The organism is Cobetia sp. BMC6 (genome assembly GCF_029991385.1).
In the GTDB taxonomy this organism is placed as follows: domain Bacteria; phylum Pseudomonadota; class Gammaproteobacteria; order Pseudomonadales; family Halomonadaceae; genus Cobetia.
The window spans coordinates 508310-534167 of the sequence record NZ_JAKUMF010000001.1 but is presented as its reverse complement, the minus strand read 5'-3'; the positions used below and the strand labels follow the sequence as shown (position 1 = coordinate 534167).

Below are 25858 nucleotides of genomic sequence, written 5' to 3'. Positions count from 1 at the left end.
GTCGACTTCATCTGATGCGCGCCCGCCTGTCTCGCCATCGGCCCCGCAGGATGGCGCTGGCGCGCTTCACGAAGATCACCCGCGACACGCTCTGCCCATTGCGACTCACGCGGCAGAGCCAGACCGCTTTTGCTGCCACGAGGATTGCCCATGTCCGATACGTCATCTTCCGATCACTCGACTTCCACTGCAGCCGATCCCGCGCCGAGCGAGGGCAACGCCAGGCCACACGCCAGAGTCTCTCTCGCCAAACGTCTCTCGCAAGCTGATTTCCAGGCGCACGCCACACGTCTGCTCGCAGAGATCTATCCACAGCGTCATGAAGAAGTCCTCAGACGCCTGGAGACGGTACTGGACTTCCATCGCACGCGCCTCACCCCCCGCGTGCCGGAAGGCGAGCCGCTCTGGAGCGAGCGCGATCAGTGGCTGATCACCTACGGCGACAGCCTGCAGCAGGAAGGCGAGGCGCCACTGGCGACCCTGCACGACTTCCTCGCCAGCCGACTGGACGACAGCCTGTCCGGTGTCCACGTGCTGCCTTTCTTTCCGTGGAGCAGCGATGACGGCTTCAGCGTCATCCACTATCGCGAGGTCAATCCGGCCCTCGGCGATTGGCAGGACATCCGGCGCCTGAGCAAGCACCGCGACCTGATGGCAGACCTGGTCATCAATCACTGCTCGCGCGAGTCACTGTGGTTCGCCGACTATCTGGCCGGCGTGCAGCCCGGTCGCGACTACTTCATCGAGATGGACCCCGACACCGATGTCTCCGAGGTGGTGCGCCCGCGCCCGTCTGCCCTGCTCACGCCGGTGCATACCCGTCGTGGCCTGCGCCATCTTTGGGCAACCTTCTCGGATGACCAGATCGACCTGAACTTCGCCAATCCCGATGTGCTGCTCGAATTCATCGGCATCCTGCTTTATTACCTCGAGCAGGGCGCGGGCATCATCCGCCTCGATGCGGTGGCCTTCCTGTGGAAGCGCCAGGGTACCCCCTGCATCCACCTGCCGGAGACACACGCCGTGGTACGCCTGCTGCGCGCCATCGTCGACCATCTGGCGCCGGGGAGCCTGTTGATCACCGAGACCAACGTGCCCCATGCCGAGAACATGTCCTACTTCGGGCTCGATCGCCTGTCACAGCACGACCTCACCGCCATCGAGGACAGCGCCCAGGCCGATGAAGCGCACCTGATCTATCAGTTCACGTTGCCGCCACTGACGCTGCACACTCTGACCTCCGGCGATGCCAGCGCCCTGACCCAGTGGGCCGCCAGCCTGCCGTCGTTGCCCTCCGGCTGCAGCTACTTCAACTTCACCGCCAGTCACGACGGCATCGGCGTTCGCGCCCTTGAGGGCCTGCTGCCCGACCACGAGCGCGACACCCTGGTGCGACTGGTGCATGACTTCGGTGGCTACGTCAGCATGCGCGCCAACCCGGGCCGCGCCGACACCCCCTATGAGCTCAATATCAGCTACTTCGATGCGCTCAAGGGCACGCGGCGCGGCCAGGACCCATGGCAGATAGAGCGTTTCATCGCCAGTCAGACCCTGATGCTGAGCCTGCAGGGCATCCCGGGGCTGTATATCCACTCGCTGACCGCGACCCCCAATCACCAGGAAGGCGTCGAACGCGATGGCCATCTGCGCGCCATCAACCGCCGCAAGTGGCAGCGTGATGAACTGGAAGCGCTGTTGGCCAGCCCCAACACCGCAACCCATGAGGTCTTCCACGCCCTCAAGCGCCGGATGGCACTGCGCCGCAACGAACCCTGCTTCCACCCGGATGCCGACCAGAATGTCTTCGATGTCGGCCCGGACTTCTTCGTCTTCGAGCGTGTCACCCATGAAGGGCGTCGCTTGCTGTTCGCTCTCAATGTCACCGATCAGCCGCGCGTGCTGCCGCTGCCGGAAAGCTGGCAAGGCGTCGCGCTGACCGACCATCTGTGCCACGACAAGGCCTACGATCCCACCATGGCCCGCCGCCCCTATCAGGCGGCCTGGCTGATGGAGCAAACCGTGCGCCCGCCGGCCATCGAGGTCGTCTGACGCCCGCGCTTCTTCCCTCTGCCCACGACAACGGGGCTGCCACTGGCAGCCCCGTTGTCGTGGGTCTCGCTGTTTCCCGCCGCGAGCGTTACTGGTTGTCCAGCTCCACCGCTTCGTGCATGCGCTCGAGCAGGTCCGGTACGGCTGACTGCACCCGGTTCCAGCTGGGGATGAAGGGCTTGTCGCGCGGATTGTCGAGGAAGGCGCTGCCGGCATCCATGATGTTGGAGGCGAACAGCTCCACCGCCGCTTCCTCGCTGTGGCGGTCCACCGTCAGACCATTCATGACGGCATCGTTGTAGTAGGTCTCGATCAGGTCCAGCGCGATACGGTAGTAGGTCGCCTTGATGGTGCGGAAGGTCTCGCCGTGCATCTCGACGCCCAGCGTGGCCAGCTTGCGATACATCGCCTTGGCGATATCCAGACTCATGCGATTCAAGCCGCCCAACGCATCTTCCGCGGACAGCGGCTGGTGCTTGTGATCATAGGCATCGGCGATGTCCACCTGACACAGGCGCTTGGTGGAATAGTTGCGGTGGACCTCGGACAGCACGCCGATCTCCAGCCCCCAGTCACTGGGAATGCGGATGTCCGCCAGCACATCGGTGCGCATCGAGAACTCGCCGGACAGCGGATAACGATAGCTGTCGAGATAATCCAGGTACGGCAGCGGGCCATAGACCTTCTTGAGCGCCCGGATCAACGGCGTGACCATCAGGCGTGCCACGCGGCCATTGAGCTTGCCCTGGGCGATGCGCGAGTAGTAGCCCTTGCAGAACTCGTAGTTGAACTGCGGATGGGCCACCGGGTAGATCAGCCGTGCCAGCAGGCCGCGGTCATAGGTGACGATATCGCAGTCATGCAGTGCCACTGCCTCGGCTATGCCCGAGGCCTGCACGTAGCCTGAGCAGTACCAGACATTGCGCCCCTTGCCGGCCTCCATCGGCGCCAGGCCATGCTCGGTCAGCTCCTCATCCAGTGCCCGCAGGCGCGGCCCGTCGTTCCAGAGGATGCGGTGATGCTGCGGCAGGTGTGAGAAGAACTCCTTGGCATGCTCGAACTGGTCACGGTCGGCGCGGTCCAGCCCGATCACGATCTCGCTGAGGTAGGGCACCTGGGCCAGCTCCTCGACGATATGCTTGAGGGCGGGACCTTCCAGCTCGGAATACAGCGACGGCAGAATCAGGCTCATCGGTCGCTTGCGGGAGAAGCGCATCAGGTCCGCTTCGAGATCTTCCACCGGACGATCGGTCAGGTTATGGAAGTTGGTGATGATGCCATTCTGGTAAAAATCGCTCATGTCAGCTCCTTGTCATGCCGAAGACACGCATCAGGCAGGCGTCAGGCGCCCAGACCTCTGGATGTCCATTCTTCCGGCTGGCCATTGGCCAGCCAGTGACGCAATCCCTCGACCCATCCCTGCGGTCCGGGGAGATTGGCGCGAAAACAGCGGCGTTCATCCGCCAGTTGCGGATGATCGGCAAGCTCCAGATCACGCTGTGAGGTATCACCGACGCCGGGAATCAGCACAGCGTTGTCGACGGCGGCCAGCAGCGGCAGGTCATTGGCGCCATCACCGAAGCCCAGCGTCCAGGGGCGCACCCGCTCGCAGAGCCGGTAGCGGGCAATCAGATAGCGCGCTGCCACGCCCTTGTCGCTGTCCCCGGTCACATGGTGGAAGCGCCCTCCACGTGTCAGCTTGAGGCCATGGCTGGCCAGACGCGCACGAAAGTCCTCGAGACGCTCCGGCGCGTCACGCCACACCAGCGGCTCACTGGCATCACGCAGTCCCGCCAGGGCCGCATCCTCCTCCCCCAGCCCCGTCAGCTCGCTGACTCTCGCCACCGACATCGAGGCGAAGCCCTCGAAGGCGAATTCCCCGCTCAGCTGATCCAGTACCGCGAGAATCCTGTCGCGGGACATCGCCACCGCGATACGACACAGGCCGTGTGCATCCGGGGCGCTGGCCGCTTCCAGCGGGTAGGCGCTCAGCCAATCGGCAGGCAGTGCCACTACGCCGCCGTTCTCGGCGATCCATGGCTGGCCCGCCAGGCCCAGAGAGTCCATCAGCGGCGCCAGTTCCGCCGCCGTCTTGGAGGTATTGGGGACGACCCAGACACCGCGCGCGCGCAGGCGGGTCAGCCAGCTGCGCGCCGGGCCCGGCGAGTAATCGTGGTGATCCAGCAGCGAGCCATCCAGATCGGTCAGCAACAACAGCGGTGCTTGAGTCTCTGACATGTGAACTCTCCTCGTGAAGTGCTGCAGCGTGTCGGGGGTCACCTCGACAGGATCTCGTGGCACCGGACAGGCATTGCAAGAGCATTGCAGGGAATGTGCCAAGATGGTGCATCTGCCATGACAGCCTGCCCACTCTCATCGTGGCTGTGTTTGTGTGTCCGCTCATTTGCACCATAAAAGAGCACAAAGCCTGCCTTGCATGATGTCACGCCTCATGGCGGCGCAAATCCAACGTCACCAACGACGACGCCCTCGCATCTGCGAGGGCGTCGAGTCTACGGCTAAGTCTATTGAGCCTAGACCAGCCACAGCGACAGTTGCGGCCACAGCAGCAACATCGCCAGCACGCACAGCTGGATGGCGATGAATGGCAGCAGCGAGACGAAGATATCCTTGAGACTGATGCCTTCCGGTGCCACGCCTTTCAGATAGAAGGCGGCAGGCCCGAAGGGGGGCGACAGGAAGGACACCTGCATGTTGACCGCGAACAGCACGCCGAACCATACCGGGTCGTAGCCGAGCTGCACGATGATCGGCACGAAGATCGGCAGTGTCAGCATTGCGATGCCGATCCAGTCGAGGAACAGCCCCAACAGCAGCAGGATCGCCATCATCACCATGATGATCGCCAGCGGCGGGATATCCAGGCCGAGGATCATGCTCGACACGAAGCGGTTGCCGCCCATCAGGTTGTAGACCCCGACCAGCGCCGCCGCGCCGATACCGATCCAGATGATCATGCCGCAGGTGTTCATGGTCTGGGACAGCGCGCGCTGCATCAGGGTGATGGAGAACTCACCGCGCAGCATCACCGCCACCAGCACGCCGAAGCTGCCCATCGCCGCGGCTTCGGTCACCGAGGCCACGCCACCGTAGATGGAGCCCAGCACCAGCCCCGCGATGACCGCCGGCACACCGATGGCCTTGAGCAGCTCACGCTTGCTCTGGAAGCTGGCGCGGCGCTCTTCCTCCGGCATTACCGGCCCCAGTGAAGGGTTGCGCAGACAGCGGATCAGCACGTAGATGATGTAGCTTGCCATCAGCACGATGGCCGGGGTGATCGCCGCGGTGAACAGGTCCGCGATCGACTGGTTGGCGATCAGGCCATAGATGATCAGCACGATGGAGGGTGGCATCATGGTGCCCAGCGAGCCGCCGGCACACACCACGCCGATGGCGATGTGCTTGTCATAGCCGAGCCTGAGCATCTGCGGCAGCGCCAGAATCCCCAGCAGCACGATCTCTCCGCCGATGATGCCGGACATCGCGGCGAGGAAGAACGCCACCACGATGGTCTGGATCGCCACGCCACCGGGCAGGCGCCCTGCCATCACGCGCATGGCATTGAACAGGTCCCTGGCGATCCCCGAGCGGTCCAGCAGCGAGGCCATCAGCACGAACATCGGCACCGCCACCAGCGAATACTCGGTGACGAAGCCATAGACACGACTGGTGACCAGCGGCAGCGCCATCGGACCGAACCAGCCGAAGGTGTAGGCCAGCGCGACCAGGCCGGTGACGAAGGCCAGCGGCAGGCCGGTGACCAGCAGCGCGAAGATGCCGCCGACCAGCAGCATCGTAGCCGTTGCGATATCCATCAGCGCAGCTCCTTGTGGTCAGCTGCGGCGCCGGGAGTGGCGTCGGAGGCGTCATGAGACTCACTGCCGCCCTCGGGCGGACGGGGCGAGAAGAAGGTCTGATAGAGATGCCACAGCGCCTGCAGGGTCATCACCGCCAGCGCGAACAGGATCACGCCCTTGGTCAGCGCCGGAAACGGCGGATTCCATGAGGTCCCGGAACGCTCCAGCTGCCACTCGCCCAGCGGACTGTGCGAGGCACGCCAGAACATCACCCAGCCCGCATAGCTCATCGCCAGACAGAAGACGAACGTCATCACGTCATTGAAGCAGTCCAGCACGTAGCGAAAGCGCGTGCCGACCAGGTCGTAGAGCACGCGCACGCGAATGTGGCGATTGTTGGCCAGTGCCGCCGGGCCGCCCAGCGCGAAGCTGGTCGCGACCAGGAAGATCACCGTCTCATGCACCCAGGAGGTCGGCGAATCGAGGCCATAGCGCATCACTACCTCGAACACGCTGATCGCCATCGCCAACAATACCAACCACGCCGCGGCGCGCGTGCCCTTGCCGACCAGACGGTCCAGCGGCGTGCGCGTGCCCAGATTCGGGTCGTGGTCATCCGACGCCTCGGGTAGCCCCGGCGACGCCACATCATGTTCTGCCATATCGAATTCCTTGCTGACTCGCTGCCTCAAGGAGAATCGGCGCGCCCAGTGAGCACGCCGACCTTGATCTCCCGCGTCTTTATCGTTCTGCCACCTCGTGGCTGACAGAGTGGCTATCCGCGTGGCTAGCTGACTGGCGCCACACGGCAGCTGGCGCCCATCCCGCGCGCCAGCGGGCTCACATCAGGTTGCGGTCGGTCAGGAAGCTGACCACGGACTCGTAGACCTTGCCGGTCAGCTCATTCTTCTCGGCCCACACCTTCCACTCCTGCTGAGCGATGCGACGGAACTTGGCGCGCTCCTCCGGCGCCATGTCGATCACCTCGATATCCGGATTGGCACGCGCCGCGCTCACCGCCTTGATGTCACGCGCCTTGAGGGTGAAGACCATGTCGTAGGCCATCGCGTCGGTGGCGGTCTCCATGATCGCCTTGAGATCCGCCGGCAGGCCGTCCCAGATGCCCTTGTTCATCGACACCGCCACCATCGGCAACGAGTGGAAGCCCGGATAGGACGGGTACTTGGCGAAGCTGTGCAGGCCCTGGTCATCATTGGTGGCGAAGACGGTGTAATCCGCCGCGTCGATCACGCCCTTCTCCAGGCCGGTGTAGACCTCGGAGCCCGGCAGGTTGACGGGTGCCGCGCCGGCCTTCTGGAAGATGTTGTAGACCATGCCTTCCGGCGCACGCACCTTGAGGCCCTTGAGGTCATCGACGGTGCGTACCGGCTTCTTGGAGACGAAGGACTCAAGCCCGGTGGCGCCCGCGCCGATCAGGTGCACGCCGTAGGGCTCGACCAGCTCGTTGTAGAGCTCCTCACCGCCGCCGTGCTGCATGTACTCGAGATATTCCAGCGGGTCACCCCAGGCACCCACCAGGTTGCCCAGCATGCCGAAGGCCGGATTCTGGCCCGAGAAGTAGGACGGATCGGTCAGGTGGCCCTGCAGGATGCCGGCGCTGACGGCGTCCAGCGTCTGGTTGGCCTGCACCACGGCATTGACCGGCAGGATCTCGATGGCGATGCGGCCATCCGACATGGTCTTGATGCTGTCAGCCCAGGCCTTCTTGACCTCGAACTGCGGCTCCCCCGCCGTCTCGGAGGTCTGGAAGGTCCATTCGTATTCGGCCGCCCAGCTCGGTGTGGCGATCAGCGTGGCGGCCACGGCGGTGGACAGGGCCAGCGCCTTGAGCGTGACACGGGCGGGAGCGGCAGTGGTGAGCGGTGAGGTAGTGGAACGCGGCATGGTGAAACTCCTGGCTTGTTGTTATGACGTGTTATGACGTTCTGTGGTCAATGGAAGACGTGCAGACACTTTCCGGCGTGGCGAAACGCCGCGAGGTGCCGTTCACTCGCTTGACAGCGGTGCAGACAGGCTGGGCAGCTGGCCGAAGCGGCGCAGCAGCTCCAGCGGTTCCTGGGCGCGCCCGGCAGGATGGCTGCCTTCAGGGCCTGCAGGCATGGCCAGTCCGAGGTCCTGGCCGGTGCGGTCCAGCACATGCAGGGTCGCGGCGTGGGCGGCATCGGGCTGGCGCAGACGAATCGCTTCCATCACCGCGCGATGGCGGCCGAGGCTGTCACCCAGCTCCGAGGCATTGTGATTGGAGGTCGCCACCAGCAGGCTGGTCGACGGCTTGAGCACATGGCCAAGCTGCGCCCAGATGACGTTGTGGGTCGCGGCGAAGATGGCGTCGTGGAAGGCGATATCGGCGCGGTCGAACTCCTCCATGGCGCTGCCACCATGCACCGCTGCGGCCATGCCGTCATAGGCCTGCTCGATGGCGGACAGGTCCTGGGCGGTGGCCTCGGTGGCCGCCAGGGCGGCGACGAAGGGTTCGATGGAGATGCGGAAGGCGTAGATGTCCCGCGCCAGCTGCGGATGCGGCATCGCGTAGCGTGTCATCCAGCCGGTCACGCGCGGATCGAGCAGATGCCACTCGCTGAGCGGATTGACGCGGGTGCCCTGGCCGGTGGTGCGGGTGAGAATCCCGGCATTGACCAGGCTCTGGATCGCGGTGCGCACGGTGGCGCGGCTCTGGGCGTGCTGATCGCACAGGTCCAGCTCACGAGGAATCAGGCTGCCCGGCGGGTAGCGATTCTCGAAGATGGCCTGCGCCAGCCATTCGGCGACATCGACACGCGCGGTCGAGGTGTCGCCGGGTGAGGCAGACGTTCCAGAAGAGGCATTGGCGCGCGGGCTGCCGCCAGCGGCACTCGTGGGGGGCGTGGTCATGATCGAACGTTCCTTGATGGCGTGGCGCGTCATTTGTAGCTCGCGTACATCCTTCACGGGATGCATCGCGGCGCGCTCTTGTCCGTCAAGGAATAGCCCATGTCAGACATGCCAACAAGACACCCTAGACCAAGGGTGAGACCCGACTTTGGTCACACCTTTACGCAACTCCCTGTTGCAAAAGGGCTATTCAGGTACTGGCAATTTCCCCGTGTGCTGGCGTCAGGCCGTGAATCGCACGCGACCGATCGACACCGTACGCTCGGCACCGCTGTCCGCGACCACCGTTCTCAGCGCTTCCTCGCCTGCCGCGCCGAAGCTTGCCGACAGCTCGATCTGGCTGACGCCCTGGGCGACCAGCTCACTGACCAGCCGCTCGGCGGCTCTCAGCGTCCCCAGCGTGGCGACGGAAATGCGGACCTCGCCGCTGCCCTGGCTGCTCAGTGAGGTATTGCCGCTGTTCTCGACCAGAATCAGAAAGGCATGGTGCTGCATGACGGCCATGGAAGCCTCCTTGCACGAAGATGAACAGAGTATGTCCGGCATCGAGAATAGCGTAGCGCGTCCGCTCCCGGGCACAGGCTGATCTTTCTGAGCGCTGGTTGACCACTCTCCCACCCGGCTGTGCACCACGCCACTCGGCCTCGGCTGGCCGTGGTGCGGGCACAAAAAAACGCCTGCCGCTTGCGCGACAGGCGTTTCTCGTCTGGTGCATGACAGCGCAACGCCACTGTCAGCACTGCTGCGGTGAGGGCCAGCCGGGCTGGCACCTCATCACGCCTCAGGCGTAGACGGGCAGGCGTGCACAGACGGCGGAGACCTTGGCCTGCACCTCGGCTTCGGCAGCGGCGGAATCGCCGGCGACCATCGCATCGAGGATGTCGCAGATCCAGCCGGCCAGTTCCAGACACTCCTGCTCCTGGAAGCCACGCGTGGTGACGGCCGGGGTACCGATACGCAGACCGGAAGTGACGAACGGCGACTGCGGGTCACCCGGTACGGCGTTCTTGTTGACGGTGATGTGGGCACGGCCCAGCGCAGCGTCAGCGTCCTTGCCGGTCAGGCCCTGCTTGACCAGAGACAGCAGGAACAGGTGGTCTTCAGTGCCGCCGGAGACGACTTCGAAGCCGCGCTCCAGGAACACGGACGCCATCGCCTTGGCGTTCTTGACCACTTGCTTCTGGTAAGCGGTGAAGGCCGGGTCCATCGCTTCCTTGAAGCAGACTGCCTTGGCCGCGATGACGTGCATCAGCGGGCCGCCCTGGCCACCCGGGAAGACAGCGGAGTTCAGCTTCTTCTCGATGTCGGCATCGCCTTCGGCGGACAGGATCAGGCCGCCACGCGGACCGCGCAGGGTCTTGTGCGTGGTGGTGGTGACGACGTGGGCGTGGGGCAGCGGGCTCGGGTAGACGCCAGCGGCGACCAGACCGGCCACGTGGGCCATGTCGACCAGCAGGTAGGCACCCACTTCGTCGGCGATCTTGCGGAACTCGGCCCAGTCGATGATCTGGGAGTAGGCGGAGAAGCCGGCGATGATCATCTTCGGCTTGTGCTCACGCGCCAGACGCGCGACTTCGGCATAGTCGATCAGGCCGTTCTCGCCCAGACCGTACTGCACGGCGTTGTAGTGCTTGCCGGAGAAGTTCGGACGTGCACCGTGAGTCAGGTGACCCCCCGCGTCCAGGCTCATGCCCAGAATGGTGTCGCCCGGCGAGACCAGCGCCTGGAAGACGGCACTGTTGGCCTGGGAACCGGCGTGCGGCTGAACGTTGGCGTAGGTAGCACCGAACAGTTCGCAGGCACGATCGATGGCCAGCTGCTCGACCTTGTCGACGAACTCGCAACCACCGTAGTAACGCTTGCCCGGGTAGCCTTCCGCGTACTTGTTGGTCAGTTGGGAGCCTTGCGCCTGGATGACGCGGGGGCTGGCGTAGTTCTCGGAGGCGATCAGCTCGATGTGAGCTTCCTGGCGAACGACTTCGTCGTCCATGGCGCTCAGGAGCGCATCATCAAAACCGGCAATCTGCATGTCACGGGTGAACATCGGGTGTCCTCGCCTGAAGGGTGATGACGACAGCGAATTCCGGCGCGGCCGGCTCGCCATCTGGGGGTAAGATCAGGACCAGCATGATACCTCAGCCAGCGGTCCGATTCACATGAATCAGCATCATTGTTAACGCAAGACGGCCCCATGACCGAGACAACGATCATGAGGCCGCAGGTTGACGTCGTCAGGCGTCATCATCCGGCGCTGCGATGACGAGGCCTGATGGCGCTCACTGCAGGGCGCGCAGCCCCGCCATCGGCGGCTGGCGCCTAACTTCTCTCGACAGCCAGAAGCCCAGCCCGCCGATGAGCACGCCACCCGCCAGCGGCAGCAGCACCCACAGCCACGGATGCAGCACCACCGGCAGCCCCAGCCAGCCGGAATAGAGACCGACCGCCGCCCCTTCGGCGAGCATCGCCGCCAGCAGACCACTGAGCAGACCGAGCAGCACGAATTCCGCGGCCTGCAAGCGTGCCAGCAGTCCCTGGCCGGCGCCGAACACCTTGTACAGCGCGCCTTCGTGCTCACGTGCCGGACGACTGGCCACCAGCGCCGCGTAGAGCACGCTGGCTCCCGCCAGCAGCACCAGCCCCAGAATCAGCTCCACCGCACGCGACACCTGGGCGATCAGCTCCTGCACGCGGGTCAGGATGGCGTCGATATTGATCAATGACACGCTGGGATAGTCACGCACCAGCGGCGCCAGCTTGCGCTCATCCTCGAGATGAAACGCCGTCATGTAGCTGTGGGCGAAGCTCTCGAGCGCGCCGGGCGGGAAGATGACGTAGAAGTTGGGCAGGAAGCTGTCCCAGTCGACATGGCGCAGATTGACCACCTGCGCCTTGACGGTCTCGCTGCCGATGGTGAACGACAGGCTGTCACCGATGACCAGCCCCATGCGCTCGGCAAGCTCCTCCTCCATCGAGATCGGCACGCCCTGCGTGGCGGCGAGGCGGCGGCGCGTCTCGCTGTCTGCCTCGGCGAAGTCTCTGATCGGCGCCCACTCGCCCGCCGACAGGCGGTTGTGGTCCGGCAGATCACGATGCCAGGTCAGGTTCAGCTCACGCTGCGGGACGCCCTGCTGCTCGCCGTCCCCCTCATCACTGCGTCCTTCCTGCATGCCGCCTGCCGCCGGCTGATCCGACTGGGCCGACGTATTGCTGCCAGCAGCCTGGAGTCGCTGCTGGGTGCGTCCCAGCAGCGACTCGCCCTTGAGCGCCGTGATGCGTCCACGCACCATCGGATAGAGCTCGCTCTGGCTGTCGCCGGCCTGCTCATCCACCATCGCGGTCAGTTGCTCGCCGAAGGCCTGCTGCTCTCCGGGCTGGATATTGATCGCGAAGTGATTGGGCGCATCGGTCGGGATCTGCGCCTGCCAGCGGGTAATCAGGTCACCGCGCACCAGCGCGATCAACGCCATCGCCGCGAAGGTCACGGCAAAGGCGACCAGCTGACCGAGACTGGCACCGCGCCGCCTGGCCAGCATGCCGCCGGCGAGGCGAATCGGGCGACTCCAGCCACCTTGACCGCGCATGCGCGCCACCACCTTGAGCATCAGCGACAGCAGCAGCTGTCCCACCACCATCAAGAGCCCCAGCGCGATGATGCCACCGACCAGCAGACCGGCCGCCAGGGTGAGGTCACCCGAGTAGAGCCACATCAGGGCACCGAAAACCAGACTGGCGATCGCCACCACCACCCACGCCGAGGCAGGCAGCGGGGCCAGTTCGCGCCGCAACACCTTGAGCGCGCTGACCTGACGCAGGCGCAGCAGCATCGGTCCGGCGAAGCCGACCAGTACCGCCAGCGCCGTCAGAATTCCCAACGCCAGCGGCAGCAGCCCCGGTGCGGGCAGCTCCAGCGGCAGGAAGCGCTCCAGCAACGCCACCAGTCCCATCTGGCCCAACAGGCCCAGCACCGCTCCCCCGGTACTCGCCAGCAGGGCCAACCAGCCGAGCTGGGCCGCGAACAGCCGTGACAGTTGACGCTGAGAGGCACCGAAGCAGCGCCACAGCGCGGCGCTATCCAGGTGGCGCTCCACATAGCGGCGCGTCGACATCGCCACCGCGACCCCGGCCAGCAGCACCGCCACCAGCCCGGCCAGGCTCAGGTACTTGTCGGCACGCTCCAGTGAGCGCCCCAGACGCGGGCGGTCTTCGCGCACATCCTTGAGACGTACCTCGGCGTTGTCGGCACTCGCCAGCAGCGGCGCGATGGCATCACGTGCCTGCTGCACCGACGCCGGATCGCCCGCCGCCAGCAGGCGATATTCCATCCGCGAGCCGGGCTGGATCAGACCGGTGGCGTCGAGATCTTCCATGTTGAACATCAAGCGCGGACTGAACTCGGAAAAGCCGCCCTGCTGATCGGGCTCACGCGTGATCAGGCCACTGATGGTGAGCTGCTTGCGCCCGACCGTCAGGGTATCGCCGACCTCGGCCGACAGCGCCATGGCCAGACGCGGCACGATCCACGCCTCGCCCGGCGGCGGGATCTCCGCGCGCGAGCTGGTACCTGGCGCCTGAGCCTCCTCGTCCGTGGCGTCCGACTCCAGTTCCACCCGGCCGGCGAGCGGATAGCCCGGCGACACCGCCTTGAGACTCGACAGCACGAAGCTGTCGTCGTGGGAGGCCATCGAGACCATGCCCAGCTGCGGCGACATCTCAAGCCCCGCCGCGCGGAAGGCCTCGGCGAAGCGCGGATCGAGCGGGTTGCTGGACTCCAGCACCAGGTCCCCGCCGAGCAGCTGGCTCGCCTGACGATTGAGGCCGCGGTCGAGACGGTCAAGGAAGAAGCCGATCATGGTGGTCGCGGCGACCGCCAGCATCAGCGCCAGAAAGAGCGCGCGCACATCACTGGCACGCAGATCACGCAGCAGGCCACGCAGTGCCAGCGGCAGACGCGCCCCACGCGTGCGCTGGGCATTGGCGGAAGATGTCGCCGCGCGGTCAGACACCCGGGACTCAGACATCGTCGCCTCCTTGTGGCGTCGCCACGGCCGGTGCGCTCGCGTCATCCTTCCACTCCACCAGCTTGCCGGCCTCGAGATTCAGGCAGCGATCACAGCGCCTGGCCAGCGTCAGATCATGGGTGACCAGAATCAGCGTGGTGCCCCGCTCACGGTTGAGGGTGAACAGCAGCTCCGCGATGCGCTCGCCGGTGGCGGTATCCAGGTTGCCGGTCGGCTCATCGGCGAACACCAGCCCCGGCCCCGCGACGAAGGCACGCGCGATGGCCACGCGCTGCTGCTCGCCACCGGACAGATGACGCGGCAGGTGGTCGAGTCGCTCTCCCAGCCCGACCCGCGCCAGCCAGTCACGTGCCTGCGCCTCGATATCGCCCTGCGGGGCCAGTTCCAGCGGCATCAGCACGTTCTCCAGCGCCGTCAGCGTCGGCAGCAGCTGGAAGTTCTGGAACACGAAGCCGACCTGTCCCGCACGCAGCGCCGCACGGCCATCCTCGTCAAGCCCTGCAAGCGAGCTTCCGAACAGGCGGATATCGCCCTCGCTCGGGCTGTCCAGACCCGCCAGCAGGCCCAGCAGCGTCGACTTGCCGGAACCGCTGGCCCCGATGATGGCGACGCTTTCACCGGCCTGCACGGCAAGCTCCAGGTCCTCGAGGATGGTCAGGCGCCCTTCGCCACTGGTCACCCGCTGCGCCAGCCCGCTCACTTCCAGCACCGGTGCAGGCGTTGCGCTGGCCTGCGCGTCTGACGAGGTTTGATCCGACGCAGGGGTCACGTCGTTAATGGAGGCGTTATGTGACATCGTGTCTGCTCGCTTATGGTAGAGAACGGGGTGGGCACGAACTCCAGACCCCGAATCGGGTATGAATAGTGTGCAGATGATGGAGATGATGAATGCAGAAATGGCTAGTGAATCGCCGTGACACCCAGTGCCTGGCGAGCGGTGGCAGAGCCTCCGGCACGCCGGGGCTCAAGCGGCTGCGCAATGCCCTCGCCAGTACGGCACTGAGCCTCGTGGCCGTGCTGACACCTGAGATGGCGCTGGCCGATGCGCCGGCCCCGTGGCTGGTGGTCGGTGACTCCATCTCGGCCGGCTACGGCATCGACAGCAGCGAGGGCTGGGTCGCACTGCTCGACGAGCGCCTCGAGGACCGCCTGGGCAACGATGCGCCTGAGGTCATCAATGCCAGCATCAGCGGCGACACGACCGAAGGCGGCCTCAATCGTCTGCCGGCCCTGCTCGAGCGACACGACCCTTCACTGGTGATGATCGAACTGGGCGGCAACGACGGTCTGCGTGGCCTGCCACCCGCCCGCATGCAGGCCAATCTGGCCAGCATGATCGAGGCCGTGGAAGACGCCGATGCCCAGCCCGTGCTGCTCGGCATCGAGATTCCGCCCAATTACGGCCCGGCCTACACCGATGCCTTCCGTCAGGTTTACCGGGATCTGGCCGACGAATATTCCGTGCCGCTGGTGCCCTTCATCCTCGAAGGCATCGCCACGGCCCCGGCCAGCGAGAAGCTGATGCAGCAGGACCGCATCCACCCCACCGCCAAGGCACAACCGCTGCTGCTCGACACCATCTGGCCGACACTCGCGCCACTGGCGCAACACGCGACGTCAGCGGAGTAATCAATATCAGGCGCGGCGCATGTCTCGCCAGCTTGCATGCGCCTACCTTGCCGCGAGATGACAATCCGCACCTGGCTGATCAATGCCTGTCAGGCAGGCCACCGGGGCCATGAGGCCTTGCATCGCTGACTCCAACAGCCCTGCCACCGAGTCGCCGCTGAGCGCCGATCGCCAGTCCCCGGGGCCAGGCCCCATCCTCACAGGGAGTACTGCCATGAGTAAATCCAACAACAGGAAGGCGGATGTCGGCAAGGCGCATTCGAAGGCCAAGGATGCCAAGAGCAAGGACACCATGGGCAAGGCCGGCAAGAAGCACGCCACTGGCGATGCCCCGCGCATGACGCTGGGGCCGGTCTCCAGTGACGCCTACCCCTACGACGAGCGCCTCAAGCGCAAGGTCTATGAAGCCGAGAAGCGCGTGCTGCAGATTGAGCTGCTCAAGGTGCAGCATTGGCTGCGTGACAGTGGCGGACGCCTGGCCATCGTCTTCGAGGGGCGTGACGCCGCCGGCAAGGGCGGCACCATCAAGCGCTTCATGGAGTATCTCAATCCGCGTTTCGCGCGCATCGTCGCCCTCGACAAGCCCAACGAGACGGAAAAGGGCCAGTGGTATTTCCAGCGCTATGTCTCGCGCTTTCCCGCCAGTGGGGAAATCGTGCTGTTCGATCGCAGCTGGTACAACCGCGCGGGGGTCGAGGCGGTGATGGGGTTCGCCACGCCGGAAGAAGTCGAACGCTTCCTGGTTCAGGTGCCCCAGCAGGAGCGTCTGTGGGTCGAGGATGGCCTGCACCTGGTCAAGCTGTACTTCTCGGTGTCCCGCGAGGAGCAATCGATCCGCTTCGCCAAGCGCGCCGCCGACCCGTTGACCCACTGGAAGCTGTCACCGATGGACGCCGTGGCGCAGGAGAAATGGGATGAGTACACCGATGCCGCCGAGGCGATGTTCGCGCGCACGCACAGCGATCATGCCCCCTGGACGCTGATCCGCTCCGACGACAAGCGCCGGGCCCGTATCGGCGCGCTGCGCCATGTGCTCAGTCAGCTCGACTACCCCGGCAAGGACAAGAAGATGATCGGCACCCCGGACCCGTTGATCGTGGTGGATGCCGATCGCCTCATCCTGCCCGACGACTGACGATCGAGTGGCGGGCTGTGCACTGACGGCGCAGCTCGCTCAGGTCGACCGTGACAGCTCCGCCGGCGCCTTCTGCAGCTGCTGCAGACCGAGTCCGGCCAGAATCAGCACCAGCCCTGCCAGCGTCGAGGTCAGAATCGGCTCGCCGACGATGAAGTGCAGAAGCGTCAATGAGATGGGGGGCGACAGGAAGATCAGATTGGAGACCTTGGCGGTGCGCGATACCTTGTGCACCGCCAGCTGCCAGAGCACGAAGGCAATGCCCATCTCGCACAGGCCGACATAGATACCCGCCGTCAGCGCCTGGGGGTTGGCGCCTGCGCCGATGAAGTTGCCAAAGCCCGGCCCGAAGGCCACCAGCAGCGTCAGCACCGGCAAGGCGATGCTGAAGTTCTGCCACTGGGCGACCAGCGGCGCGCGCGGATCACGCGCATTGAGCAACCAGTAGAGCGCCCATAGCAGGGTCGAGCCCAGCGCCAGCCCGACGCCCAGCGGGTCGGCGAAGGCGACATCGAATATCTCGCCTCGCGTGGCGATGGTCCAGACACCAGCGTAGGCAATCAGCCCCGCCGCGACGTCGATGCGCGTCAGGCGCTGCGCGAGAATCGGCACGGCGAGAAAGGCCATCGCCAGCGCCCAGGTGTAATTGAGCGCCATCGCCTCCTGGCCCGGCAGCCGCGCGTAGGCGCCGAACAGCACCAGATAGTAGCCGACCGGATTCATCAGGCCAGCCCAGAGTGCCGTGCGCCAACCGCCCCGCCAGCCGGTGGTGAGCGCTTCGCGCAGCTTGCCCTGACGCCACATCAGCACGCCGATCAACAGCCACGACACCAGTGCCGCCAGCCATACCAGCTCCAGCGGCGACATCTGCGCAAGTGCCAGCTTGAAGGCGGTCGCCACCGTCGACCACAGGGCCACGGCACCCAGACCGTAGAGCATGGCTTCCCTATCCTGACTCATGGCATCCTTCCTCGCATTTCGGGTATCGCCTTCCTGGCGATGAGTGGCATGGCGATGGCAGCGACACTGCCCACGGCCTGACATTCGAGCATCGCGTGCCCTGCCCGCTGCTGCAAGCCGCGCCACCAAAAAGGAATTTCGTGAATGACTGATGCCACCGATCCGCAAGCCGCGCCGACACCTGTGCTCCCCGCGGGAGATGCCCCGACCACGGCACTGGTCAGCGCCTATCGCCTGGATGGCAAGGGCGGCGCCAGCCTGCTCGATGACGACAGCCTGCGCGAGCAATGGCAGGACCCCGACGCGCTGATCTGGATGCACCTCGATTACACTCGCGGTGACGTCAATGACTATCTGGACGACCTTGCCCAGCTGGATGAGCCGAGCATCGAGGCCCTGACCGAGCTGGACACCCGCCCGCGCGTGGCGCGCTTCGGCGGCGGTATGGTCACCACGCTGCGCGGCATCAACCTCAATCCCGGCGCCGCGCCGGAAGACCTGCTGTCACTGCGCCTGTGGATGAGCCCGACCCGTCTGATCACCCTGCGCCGCCGGCCGTTCCAGTCGATCACTCAGGTGCGTGAGCAACTGGAAGCCGGCCAGGGCGCGGAAAGCATCTCCTGGCTGCTGGCGATGCTCAGCGATGCGCTGGTCGATCGCGTGGCGGAGCTCAGCCATCGCCTCGATGAGCAGCTCGCCATCCTCGAGGAAGACCAGCTCAATGATGTCGAGATCGACCCCGATGACATTACGCGCCTGCGGCGTCCCCTGATCACCCTGCGACGCTTCATGGGGCCGCAGCGCGACTGTCTGGCACAACTCTCCCAGGGGCCATTGTGGATCGATGAACAGGCGCGTCTGGACCTGCGCGAGATCGCCAACCAGCTGTCGCGCTACGTGGAGGATTTTCAGGCCATGCAGGAACGCGCGCTGATCATCCATGAACAGCGCATGAGCGAGCACAACGAACAGCTCAACCAGCGCATGTATCTGCTGTCGGTCATCACCGCCGTCTTCCTGCCGCTGGGCTTTCTCACCGGCCTGCTGGGGGTCAACGTCGGCGGCATACCGGGCAGCGACAGCCAGTGGGGCTTCGCTGCCTTCGTCGGCATCACGCTGGGCGTGGTGGCGATGCAGCTGTGGCTGCTCAAGCGCAAGAAGTGGTGGTGAGCGCGCCCAAGGCGGAGCAAGCGCTGCTTACGCGCCCTGCTCACGACTGGCGCGGTCGATATGACCCAGATCGCGCTCAGGATCGAGCACATCACGCACGCGTTGCTTGAGGTCACGACTGTCAGGGAAGCCGCCGTCGCGCTTGCGCTCCCACAACACCAGCCACTCCGAATCTGGAGTGGCCTGGCACAGCACCTCGAAATGGCCGCCGTGACTCGGCGCCAAGGCCACCTCACCGAGGTCTTCCCCGAAGGTGGACAGCAGTTCCTGTGCATACCAGGCCGCTCGCAACAGCCAGTTGCAGCCGGTGCAGTAGTGAATCCGGACTTTCAGCGTGGATGCCTGATCCATGGTGGTGCCTGCTCCAATCAATGATGTAATGATCACTTCACTGCACTGTCGCGCAATGGTCAAGACCATAAAGCTACACACAAACTGTACATAAACTATACTCGGCGCAGTCATTCATTCAGTTGAGGTCGCACTGCGATCGATCCTTCTTCAACCGGCAGTACGGACGTGATCTGCATCACGACTTCCCGTAAACGACGCCGATAGCGGAGCCCTGGCCACATGTCACCCCTGCCTTCCTCAACCGAGGCCTCCTCACCGACAGACGCTAAAGACCGCGAGACTGAGCGGGAGTCTGCAGACAAAGCCCACGAGAGGCCGTCGGGCAGCGGACAGAGTCGCTTCTTCGAGCGCATGACCGGCGATGAAGATTCGCGCATGTGCAAGGACATCTCCGAGGATGCCTGTCACCAGCAGCCCGGCAACTTCTGGCGTCACCTGCTGGCCTCGCTGGGCACCAAGCTTGCCGACGAGATGGCCAGTGCACGACTGGTATTGCCGTGGCTATTGGGGTTGATCGGGGCGCCGGTGTGGATGGTGGGACTGCTGGTGCCGATTCGCGAGGCCGGCGCCCTGCTGCCTCAACTGCTGGTGGCAGGCTTCATTCGCCCGCTGCCGCAACGCAAGTGGGTGTGGGTCGCCGGGGCCTCCACCCAGGCCTTGATGGCGCTGGGGCTGGTGATGATCACCCTGCTTGCCGAGGGCAACTTCGCCGCGCGTCACGGACTCGATGGCACCCTCGCGGGCAGCCTGGTACTGGTCCTGTTGATCCTGCTGTCGCTCGGGCGCGGGGTGGCCTCCATCGCCACCAAGGACGTGCTGGGCAAGACCATCGCCAAGCAGCGCCGTGGGCGCCTGATGGGCTGGAGTGGCAGTGTGGCGGGGGCGATGACCCTGCTGGCCGGCGTCGCCTTGATGCTGCTGGGCGAGCAGCCCGGGCAGCAGGTGCTGGCGATACTGATGGCCATCGCGGCGCTGGGCTGGACACTCAATGCCTTGTGCGCCGCCATGATCCGCGAGGACAGCGGTGCCACCAGCGGCGGCGCCAATGCCTGGGAGACGGTGCGCGACGGGGTCATCCAGCTCAAGCATGACGCCGCCTTTCGCAACTTCAATCTGGCACGCGCCCTGCTGCTCTCAAGCGCCCTGGCACTGCCCTATATCGCCTTGCTCGGCCAGCAGCAGAGCGGTGATAGTCTGGGTGGTCTGGGCGTGCTGGTGGTGGTATCAGGACTGGCCGGGATGCTGGCCAGTCCCATCTGGGGCAGGCTGGCCGACACCTCCAGCCGCCGCGTGATGCGCAACGCAGGGGCCGGCGCTGCCGTCTGCTGCGCCCTGGCCGGCAGCATGGCCTGGTGGCCACAGGCGCTGGCCGACAGCATCTGGAGCTATGCACTGGTCTACGGTCTGCTGGTGATCGCCCATGCCGGTATCCGCCTGGGGCGCAAGACCTACGTGGTCGATCTCGCCACCTCTGACAATCGCGCCCTCTATGTCGCGCTCTCCAACACCCTGACCGGCGTGCTGATGCTGGTACTGGGGCTGTTGATCGGCGGGCTCGCCCAGTGGCTGGGCAGTGAATGGTTGCTGATGATTCTGGCGGTCGTCGCGGCCTGCGCCGCACTCTGCGCGCGGCGCTTGCCGGAGGTGGAGGACGACTGAGCATCCGGGGCGGGCGTGACGGCTCCCCTGCTACCCCTGCTACCCCTGCTACCCCTGCTACCCCTGCTACCCCTCTCTCCCCTTCTTCATCTGATCGACTCCAACGCTGACAGGGCCTGACAACCATGTCGGGCCTTGTCACATTAGCGGCTGCGATTGCATAAGCCGCGTCTCCCCGCCATAGTGAAACCGATCATGGTGCTGGAATGTCCGGGCACACGGACAGGCACCCTATACCCGTACTCTCGGGCTCGGTCTTCAGGGCCGGGTTCTTAAGCCGCAAGGATCAGAGTCAGATGAAAAGACCCCACATGATCAGCCCCGAGCTGCTCGAGAGAGTCGTGAATGCCTCGGACGATGGCATCGTGGTGGCGGAACAGGAAGGCGACGAGAACATCCTGATCTACGTGAATCAGGGCTTCGAGCGCCTCACCGGTTACAGCGCCGACGAGATTCTCTACCGCGATTGCCGCTTCCTGCAGAATGATGACCGCGATCAGCCGCAGCTGGACAACATCCGCGCTGCGCTGCGCGACAAGCGCCCGTGCCGCGAGATACTGCGCAACTATCGCAAGGATGGCAGCCTGTTCTGGAATGAACTTTCCATGACACCTGTCTTCGATGAGCATGACAATCTGCAGTATTTCGTCGGTGTCCAGAAGGATGTCACCGGCCTGATGACCGCCAAGGAAGAGCTGGAACGCCTGCGCGCGGAGCACCCCAGCGAGTCCAACTGACCGCCGGACGCTGAAGGCCGCATACTGAAGAACGGTCACTGCAGAGCAGTCACTGAAGATCAGGTGCCGCCTGGCACCATCAACGCCCACCCCACCGGTGGGCGTTGTCGTTATGGGGCCTCTCGCCATTGGCCGTTGGCGAAAGCCCTGACAGGCCGAGCGAAAGGCTTGTCATCCTCGCCGACGGGCGGTATATAGCCAGAGAGCCTTCGGCGCATCGCCGCTGGCGGTGCCCGGTGTCACAGGCCAGTCCAGGCGCTGGATATCGGGCAGGTCGTTCCAAGATCGTGAGGTCCGCCCATGGCCCGTGAACAATTCCTCGATGATATCGATGCCACGGCACTCGCCGAAGACAGCCCCACCGAAGTGGATTTCGAGCTGTCTTCCTCCAGCGCACCTGCCAAGCCACAACGCAATGACTCTCGCCAACGTCTTGAAGCCCTGCTCGAGGAGCGCGCCCTGGCTCGCTCCATCCGCGAAGGCTGGGACGATGAAGCCGACGACGATGACCTGATCGACGCCAGCGACTGGGGCGAAGAGGAGTAAGCTCGCCACCAGCGGCGTGCAGGGGAAGGGATGCCGGGGAGCGGTCAGGCCATGGAAGGGATCGACGTCAGGACAGGGAATGTCATGCAGTGAGTCGCCGCGCTCGCCTGGCACAGGCTGCCCGGCTGGCCAAGCGTGACGCCGGGCACTATCATCTGCGCGTCATTCCATTCTCCAACCAAATTGGGATTCCATGGCGCAATACGTCTATACCATGAACCGGGTGGGCAAGGTCGTTCCCCCGAAGCGCGAGATTCTCAAGGACATCTCGCTGTCCTTCTTCCCGGGTGCCAAGATCGGTGTGCTCGGTCTCAACGGCTCGGGCAAGTCCTCGCTGCTGCGCATCATGGCCGGCGTCGATCAGGACTACAACGGCGAAGCACGTCCCATGCCGGGTCTGAATGTCGGCTACCTCCCCCAGGAGCCGGAACTGGATGATTCCAAGAACGTGCGCGAGTGCGTGGAAGAATCCCTGGCCCACATCAAGAACGCCCAGGCCGAACTTGATGAAGTCTATGCCGCCTATGCCGAGCCGGACGCCGATTTCGACGCCCTCGCCGCGCGTCAGGCCAAGCTGGAAGACCTGATCCAGGCCTCCGACGCCCACAACCTCGAGCGCAAGCTGGAAGTGGCTGCCGAAGCGCTGCGTCTGCCGCCGTGGGATGCCAATGTCGGCGTGCTGTCCGGTGGTGAGCGCCGCCGAGTCGCACTGTGCCGTCTGCTGCTCTCGAGCCCGGACATGTTGCTGCTGGACGAGCCGACCAACCACCTGGACGCCGAATCCGTCGCCTGGCTGGAACGCTTCCTGCACGACTACTCCGGCACCGTGGTCGCCATCACCCACGACCGCTACTTCCTCGACAACGTCGCCGGCTGGATTCTCGAGCTGGACCGTGGCCAGGGCATTCCCTTCGAAGGCAACTATTCCTCGTGGCTCGAGCAGAAGGACGCTCGCCTGCAACAGGAAGCCAAGCAGGAAGCCTCACGCAACAAGGCCATCCAGCAGGAGCTCGAATGGGTTCGTCAGAACCCCAAGGGCCGTCAGGCCAAGAGCAAGGCGCGTCTCAACCGCTTCGAGGAAATGCAGTCCGGTGATTTCCAGAAGCGCAACGAGACCAACGAGATCTACATTCCGCCGGGACCGCGTCTGGGCGACAAGGTCATCGAGCTGCACAACGTCACCAAGCGTTTCGGCGACAAGCTGCTGTTCGATGATCTGTCCTTCACCATCCCCCCGGGTGCCATCGTCGGTATCGTCGGCGGCAACGGTGCAGGTAAATCCACGCTGTTCAAGCTGGTGACCGGCAAGGACACCCCGGACAGCGGTGAAGTCGTGCTGGGCGAGACCGTCAAGGTCGCCTACGTCGAACAGCTGCGTGATGGCCTGGAAGACAATCAGACCGTCTGGGAAGCCGTCTCCGGCGGTCAGGACATGCTCAACATCAATGGCCATGAAGTCTCGTCGCGCGCCTATGTCGGCCGCTTCAACTTCAAGGGCACCGACCAGCAGAAGCGTCTGTCTGATCTGTCCGGTGGTGAGCGTGGCCGTCTGCAGCTGGCCCAGACCCTGAAGCAGGCTGCCAACGTGCTGCTGCTGGATGAGCCGTCCAACGACCTGGACATCGAGACCCTGCGCGCGCTGGAAGAGGCTTTGCTGGCCTTCCCGGGCTGTGCGATGGTCATCTCGCACGACCGCTGGTTCCTGGATCGCATCGCGACCCACATCCTCGCCTACGAGGGTGACTCCAACGTGGTGTTCTTCGAAGGCAGCTATACCGAGTACGAAGCGGACTATCACGCGCGCGTCGGCAACGATGCTCCCAAGCGCATGAAGTACAAGCGTATCGACGCCTGATGAGCCGGCGGGGTCAGCCACGCTGATCGACGCAAGCCGCTAGACGCCCTCACCGCTCACCCGGTGGGGGCGTCTTGCCATCGGGCCCTGCTGTCCGTTCCAGTCTGTCCGTTCCATTTCGTCCGCTCTGTCTGCGCTGTTCTGCTTCTTCCCCCCCCCTCCTCAGCTCCAGACCCCTTCTGCCAGCACGTCATGCTGACTTGCAGTGATCGGCGCGAGCCGTCATAACAGGAGCTTGCCAATTCATCCGCTCGGGAATCGTCTATGAATCGCTGGCTACAGCACCCCCTCATGTGGCTGCGAACCTGGACCACCAGCATCGCCTATCTCCCCAGCATGCTGGCCATGGTCTATACCCTGCTGGGATTGATCTCGGTGATGCCTTCCGGGCTGCCGGATCCTTCCTCGTTGCCGAACAGCGACTTTTTCGAAGCACTGACCTTCAAGGAACATGACACCCCGCGCACCTTGCTGGCGGCGCTGGTCGGCGGCCTGATCTCGCTGATGGTCTTCAGTTTCACCATGGTGATGAGCGTGCTAACCCAGGCAGGCGCGCAGTTCTCCCACAAGCTGCTGCTGGGCCTGGTGACCGAGCGCCACCACCAGCTGGTGCTCGGCCACTACCTGGGCAGTCTGCTGTTCCTGCTGGTCAACCTGATGGTGCCCAATACGGGAGACTCCCCGACCCTGTGGCGCTCGCTGGCCGTCTATCTGGGCGTGCTGATGATGGTCAATTGCCTGGGGATGTTCGTCTACTTCATCCATCAGGTCTCGCAGTCGGTGCAGATCAACGCCGTTGCTCGGCGCCTGTCCGGTCGTACTCGCCTCTCCCTGGAGCGCCTGCGTGAGCGCAATCGTGACGATGGCTTCTGCGAGCGCGAGGTCAGCCGTGACGACGACCAATGCCAGCTGCTGCGGGCACGCCGGCGTGGCTACATCCAGCAGGTCGACTTCTCGGCGCTGCGCCAGCTGGCCATCAAGCATGACATGGTGGTGCATCTGGATTTCGCGCTGGGCGCCTTCATCGTCAGCGGCATGCCCTTGATGCGCATCGAGTGGCCCAACGGCCTGCCAGAGGGCGCGACGGCAGGGGAAGAGCTCGATGAAGAGCAACAGGCCGTGTTGATCAAGAACCTGCGTGCCGCGCTTGGCTATCTGGATGGGGAGTCCGTCGAGGACCTGCACGAGCACGGCCTGACCCAGCTGATGGAAGTCGCCATCAAGGCGCTGTCGCCCGGCATCAATGACCCCGGCACGGCACGGCTGTGCATGCACCAGCTGACGGAGCTGCTCAGCGAGCGCATGTCGGTACCGCTGTGCAACTGTTGCGTGGATGATCACAAGGCCGTTCGCGTCAGCTGGCAGATGGAGTCCTTCGCAAGCCTCCTCTACCGCTCCATCACGCCGATTCTGCATTATGGCCGTGACGACCTCTCGATCTGCCTGGCCCTGCTGGAGCTGCTGAAGACCCTGTCGCTGATGGGTGCGCAATACGGCCATCTGGTGCTGCTGCAACAGCATGCCGACAAGGTGGTGGAGGCGATTCTCGTCCAGGCCGAATTCGAGGTGGATCGCCGCTTCATCGAGCATGGCCTGCAGGCCGGCCACCATCGCCTGAATCTGCCCAGCCCTCAGTGGTGAAAAGGCCAGCGCCTGAACGAGCAACGCCCGCGACGGTCGATCACCATCGCGGGCGTTGTTGTCTGTGAGTCATGCTGTCCGTGAGCCGTACTGTCTCAAAGTCGTCCATCCGATCACATGGCGGGCTTGCGGCCGGTTGCCGTCAATCTGACCCGTGGCAGGGAATCAGAGCCTCACGGCTTGCGGCGGCTCTTGAAGAAGGACACCAGGAACAGCACCAGGAAGATCACGAACAGGACCTTGGCGATGGTCGCTGCGGTGCCGGCGATGCCGCCGAAACCCAGCACTGCGGCAATGACAGCGACGATCAGAAAGATGATGGCGTAGTTGAGCATGTCAGTTCCTTATGTCATGTGAGAATTGTCGCGGCGGAGTCAGACCCTGACGGATGACAC

Annotated in this window: 22 protein-coding genes; 9 read left to right on the top strand and 13 right to left on the bottom strand. The window is 64.6% G+C overall.

The window, feature by feature from the left end:
• The first annotated feature begins 150 nt into the window (after nt 1–150).
• A complete protein-coding gene (locus tag MKZ40_RS02295) occupies nt 151–2049 on the top strand; it encodes a sugar phosphorylase (RefSeq protein WP_175088542.1) in 1899 nt (632 codons plus the stop codon).
• An 88-nt stretch (nt 2050–2137) separates the two neighbouring features.
• Here MKZ40_RS02295 and MKZ40_RS02290 read toward each other — a convergent pair whose 3' ends face one another.
• The 10 genes from MKZ40_RS02290 to MKZ40_RS02245 all read right to left on the bottom strand — a co-directional run bounded on the left by MKZ40_RS02290 (nt 2138) and on the right by MKZ40_RS02245 (nt 14573).
• Nucleotides 2138–3349 (bottom strand): glycosyl transferase, encoded by a 1212-nt coding sequence (locus MKZ40_RS02290; protein WP_175088541.1) that lies wholly within the window; start codon nt 3347–3349, stop codon nt 2138–2140.
• 41 nt (nt 3350–3390) lie between these two features.
• Nucleotides 3391–4287, bottom strand: coding sequence for an HAD-IIB family hydrolase (locus MKZ40_RS02285; protein ID WP_175088540.1), 897 nt, complete (start codon nt 4285–4287; stop codon nt 3391–3393).
• Between the two features lie 296 nt (nt 4288–4583).
• Nucleotides 4584–5885 (bottom strand): TRAP transporter large permease subunit, encoded by a 1302-nt coding sequence (locus tag MKZ40_RS02280; RefSeq protein WP_175088539.1) that lies wholly within the window; start codon nt 5883–5885, stop codon nt 4584–4586.
• Complete coding sequence (locus MKZ40_RS02275) at nt 5885–6529, bottom strand: TRAP transporter small permease (protein ID WP_175088538.1); 645 nt, start codon at nt 6527–6529, stop codon at nt 5885–5887. The genes MKZ40_RS02280 and MKZ40_RS02275 overlap by 1 nt, the downstream gene beginning before the upstream one ends.
• 178 nt (nt 6530–6707) lie before the next feature.
• Nucleotides 6708–7772 carry a TRAP transporter substrate-binding protein gene (locus MKZ40_RS02270; protein ID WP_175088537.1) on the bottom strand — a complete coding sequence of 355 codons (1065 nt, stop codon included), beginning with the start codon at nt 7770–7772 and terminating at the stop codon, nt 6708–6710.
• 102 nt (nt 7773–7874) lie between these two features.
• Nucleotides 7875–8759, bottom strand: a complete 885-nt coding sequence (locus MKZ40_RS02265; protein ID WP_175088536.1) for an FCD domain-containing protein — start codon at nt 8757–8759, stop codon at nt 7875–7877.
• Between the two features lie 222 nt (nt 8760–8981).
• Entirely contained in the window at nt 8982–9263 is a 282-nt protein-coding gene (locus MKZ40_RS02260; protein WP_107336213.1) for a hypothetical protein, read from the bottom strand.
• 277 nt (nt 9264–9540) lie between these two features.
• Complete coding sequence (gene glyA, locus MKZ40_RS02255; RefSeq protein ID WP_175088535.1) at nt 9541–10803, bottom strand: serine hydroxymethyltransferase; 1263 nt, start codon at nt 10801–10803, stop codon at nt 9541–9543.
• 232 nt (nt 10804–11035) lie between these two features.
• Nucleotides 11036–13777 carry an FtsX-like permease family protein gene (locus tag MKZ40_RS02250; RefSeq protein WP_175088534.1) on the bottom strand — a complete coding sequence of 914 codons (2742 nt, stop codon included), beginning with the start codon at nt 13775–13777 and terminating at the stop codon, nt 11036–11038.
• The gene (locus MKZ40_RS02245; RefSeq protein WP_175088533.1) at nt 13770–14573 is read right to left on the bottom strand and encodes an ABC transporter ATP-binding protein; all 804 of its coding nucleotides are present in this window, start codon (nt 14571–14573) and stop codon (nt 13770–13772) included. Before MKZ40_RS02245 ends, MKZ40_RS02250 begins: the two co-directional genes overlap by 8 nt.
• 92 nt (nt 14574–14665) lie before the next feature.
• Here MKZ40_RS02245 and MKZ40_RS02240 point away from each other — a divergent pair, with 92 nt between their 5' ends.
• Nucleotides 14666–15406: an arylesterase gene (locus MKZ40_RS02240; protein WP_348994675.1), complete on the top strand. Its 741-nt coding sequence runs from the start codon at nt 14666–14668 to the stop codon at nt 15404–15406.
• A gap of 214 nt (nt 15407–15620) precedes the next feature.
• Nucleotides 15621–16541, top strand: coding sequence for a polyphosphate kinase 2 (gene ppk2, locus MKZ40_RS02235; RefSeq protein ID WP_175088532.1), 921 nt, complete (start codon nt 15621–15623; stop codon nt 16539–16541).
• A gap of 39 nt (nt 16542–16580) precedes the next feature.
• Here ppk2 and MKZ40_RS02230 read toward each other — a convergent pair whose 3' ends face one another.
• Nucleotides 16581–17501 carry a DMT family transporter gene (locus tag MKZ40_RS02230; RefSeq protein WP_175088531.1) on the bottom strand — a complete coding sequence of 307 codons (921 nt, stop codon included), beginning with the start codon at nt 17499–17501 and terminating at the stop codon, nt 16581–16583.
• Nucleotides 17502–17645: 144 nt separating this feature from the next.
• On the opposite strand from MKZ40_RS02230, the gene MKZ40_RS02225 reads away from it, so the two are divergent.
• Entirely contained in the window at nt 17646–18671 is a 1026-nt protein-coding gene (locus tag MKZ40_RS02225; protein WP_175088530.1) for a zinc transporter ZntB, read from the top strand.
• Nucleotides 18672–18698: 27 nt separating this feature from the next.
• Here the strand turns inward: MKZ40_RS02225 and MKZ40_RS02220 are convergent, their stop codons facing one another.
• Complete coding sequence (locus tag MKZ40_RS02220; RefSeq protein ID WP_175088529.1) at nt 18699–19022, bottom strand: SelT/SelW/SelH family protein; 324 nt, start codon at nt 19020–19022, stop codon at nt 18699–18701.
• Between the two features lie 378 nt (nt 19023–19400).
• Between MKZ40_RS02220 and MKZ40_RS02215 the strand changes: the two genes are divergently transcribed.
• The 5 genes from MKZ40_RS02215 (at nt 19401) to MKZ40_RS02195 (ending at nt 25463) form a co-directional block, all read left to right on the top strand.
• Complete coding sequence (locus MKZ40_RS02215) at nt 19401–20684, top strand: MFS transporter (protein WP_254626984.1); 1284 nt, start codon at nt 19401–19403, stop codon at nt 20682–20684.
• A 296-nt stretch (nt 20685–20980) separates the two neighbouring features.
• A complete protein-coding gene (locus tag MKZ40_RS02210) occupies nt 20981–21421 on the top strand; it encodes a PAS sensor domain-containing protein (RefSeq protein ID WP_043331389.1) in 441 nt (146 codons plus the stop codon).
• Between the two features lie 300 nt (nt 21422–21721).
• Nucleotides 21722–21967, top strand: a complete 246-nt coding sequence (locus tag MKZ40_RS02205; protein WP_175088527.1) for a hypothetical protein — start codon at nt 21722–21724, stop codon at nt 21965–21967.
• Nucleotides 21968–22160: 193 nt separating this feature from the next.
• The gene (ettA, locus tag MKZ40_RS02200; RefSeq protein WP_175088526.1) at nt 22161–23822 is read left to right on the top strand and encodes an energy-dependent translational throttle protein EttA; all 1662 of its coding nucleotides are present in this window, start codon (nt 22161–22163) and stop codon (nt 23820–23822) included.
• A 291-nt stretch (nt 23823–24113) separates the two neighbouring features.
• Nucleotides 24114–25463, top strand: coding sequence for a DUF2254 domain-containing protein (locus MKZ40_RS02195; RefSeq protein ID WP_175088525.1), 1350 nt, complete (start codon nt 24114–24116; stop codon nt 25461–25463).
• A gap of 173 nt (nt 25464–25636) precedes the next feature.
• On the opposite strand, the gene MKZ40_RS02190 is transcribed toward MKZ40_RS02195, so the two are convergent.
• Nucleotides 25637–25798, bottom strand: a complete 162-nt coding sequence (locus MKZ40_RS02190) for a DUF1328 domain-containing protein (protein ID WP_043331394.1) — start codon at nt 25796–25798, stop codon at nt 25637–25639.
• Between the last annotated feature and the right edge of the window lie 60 nt (nt 25799–25858).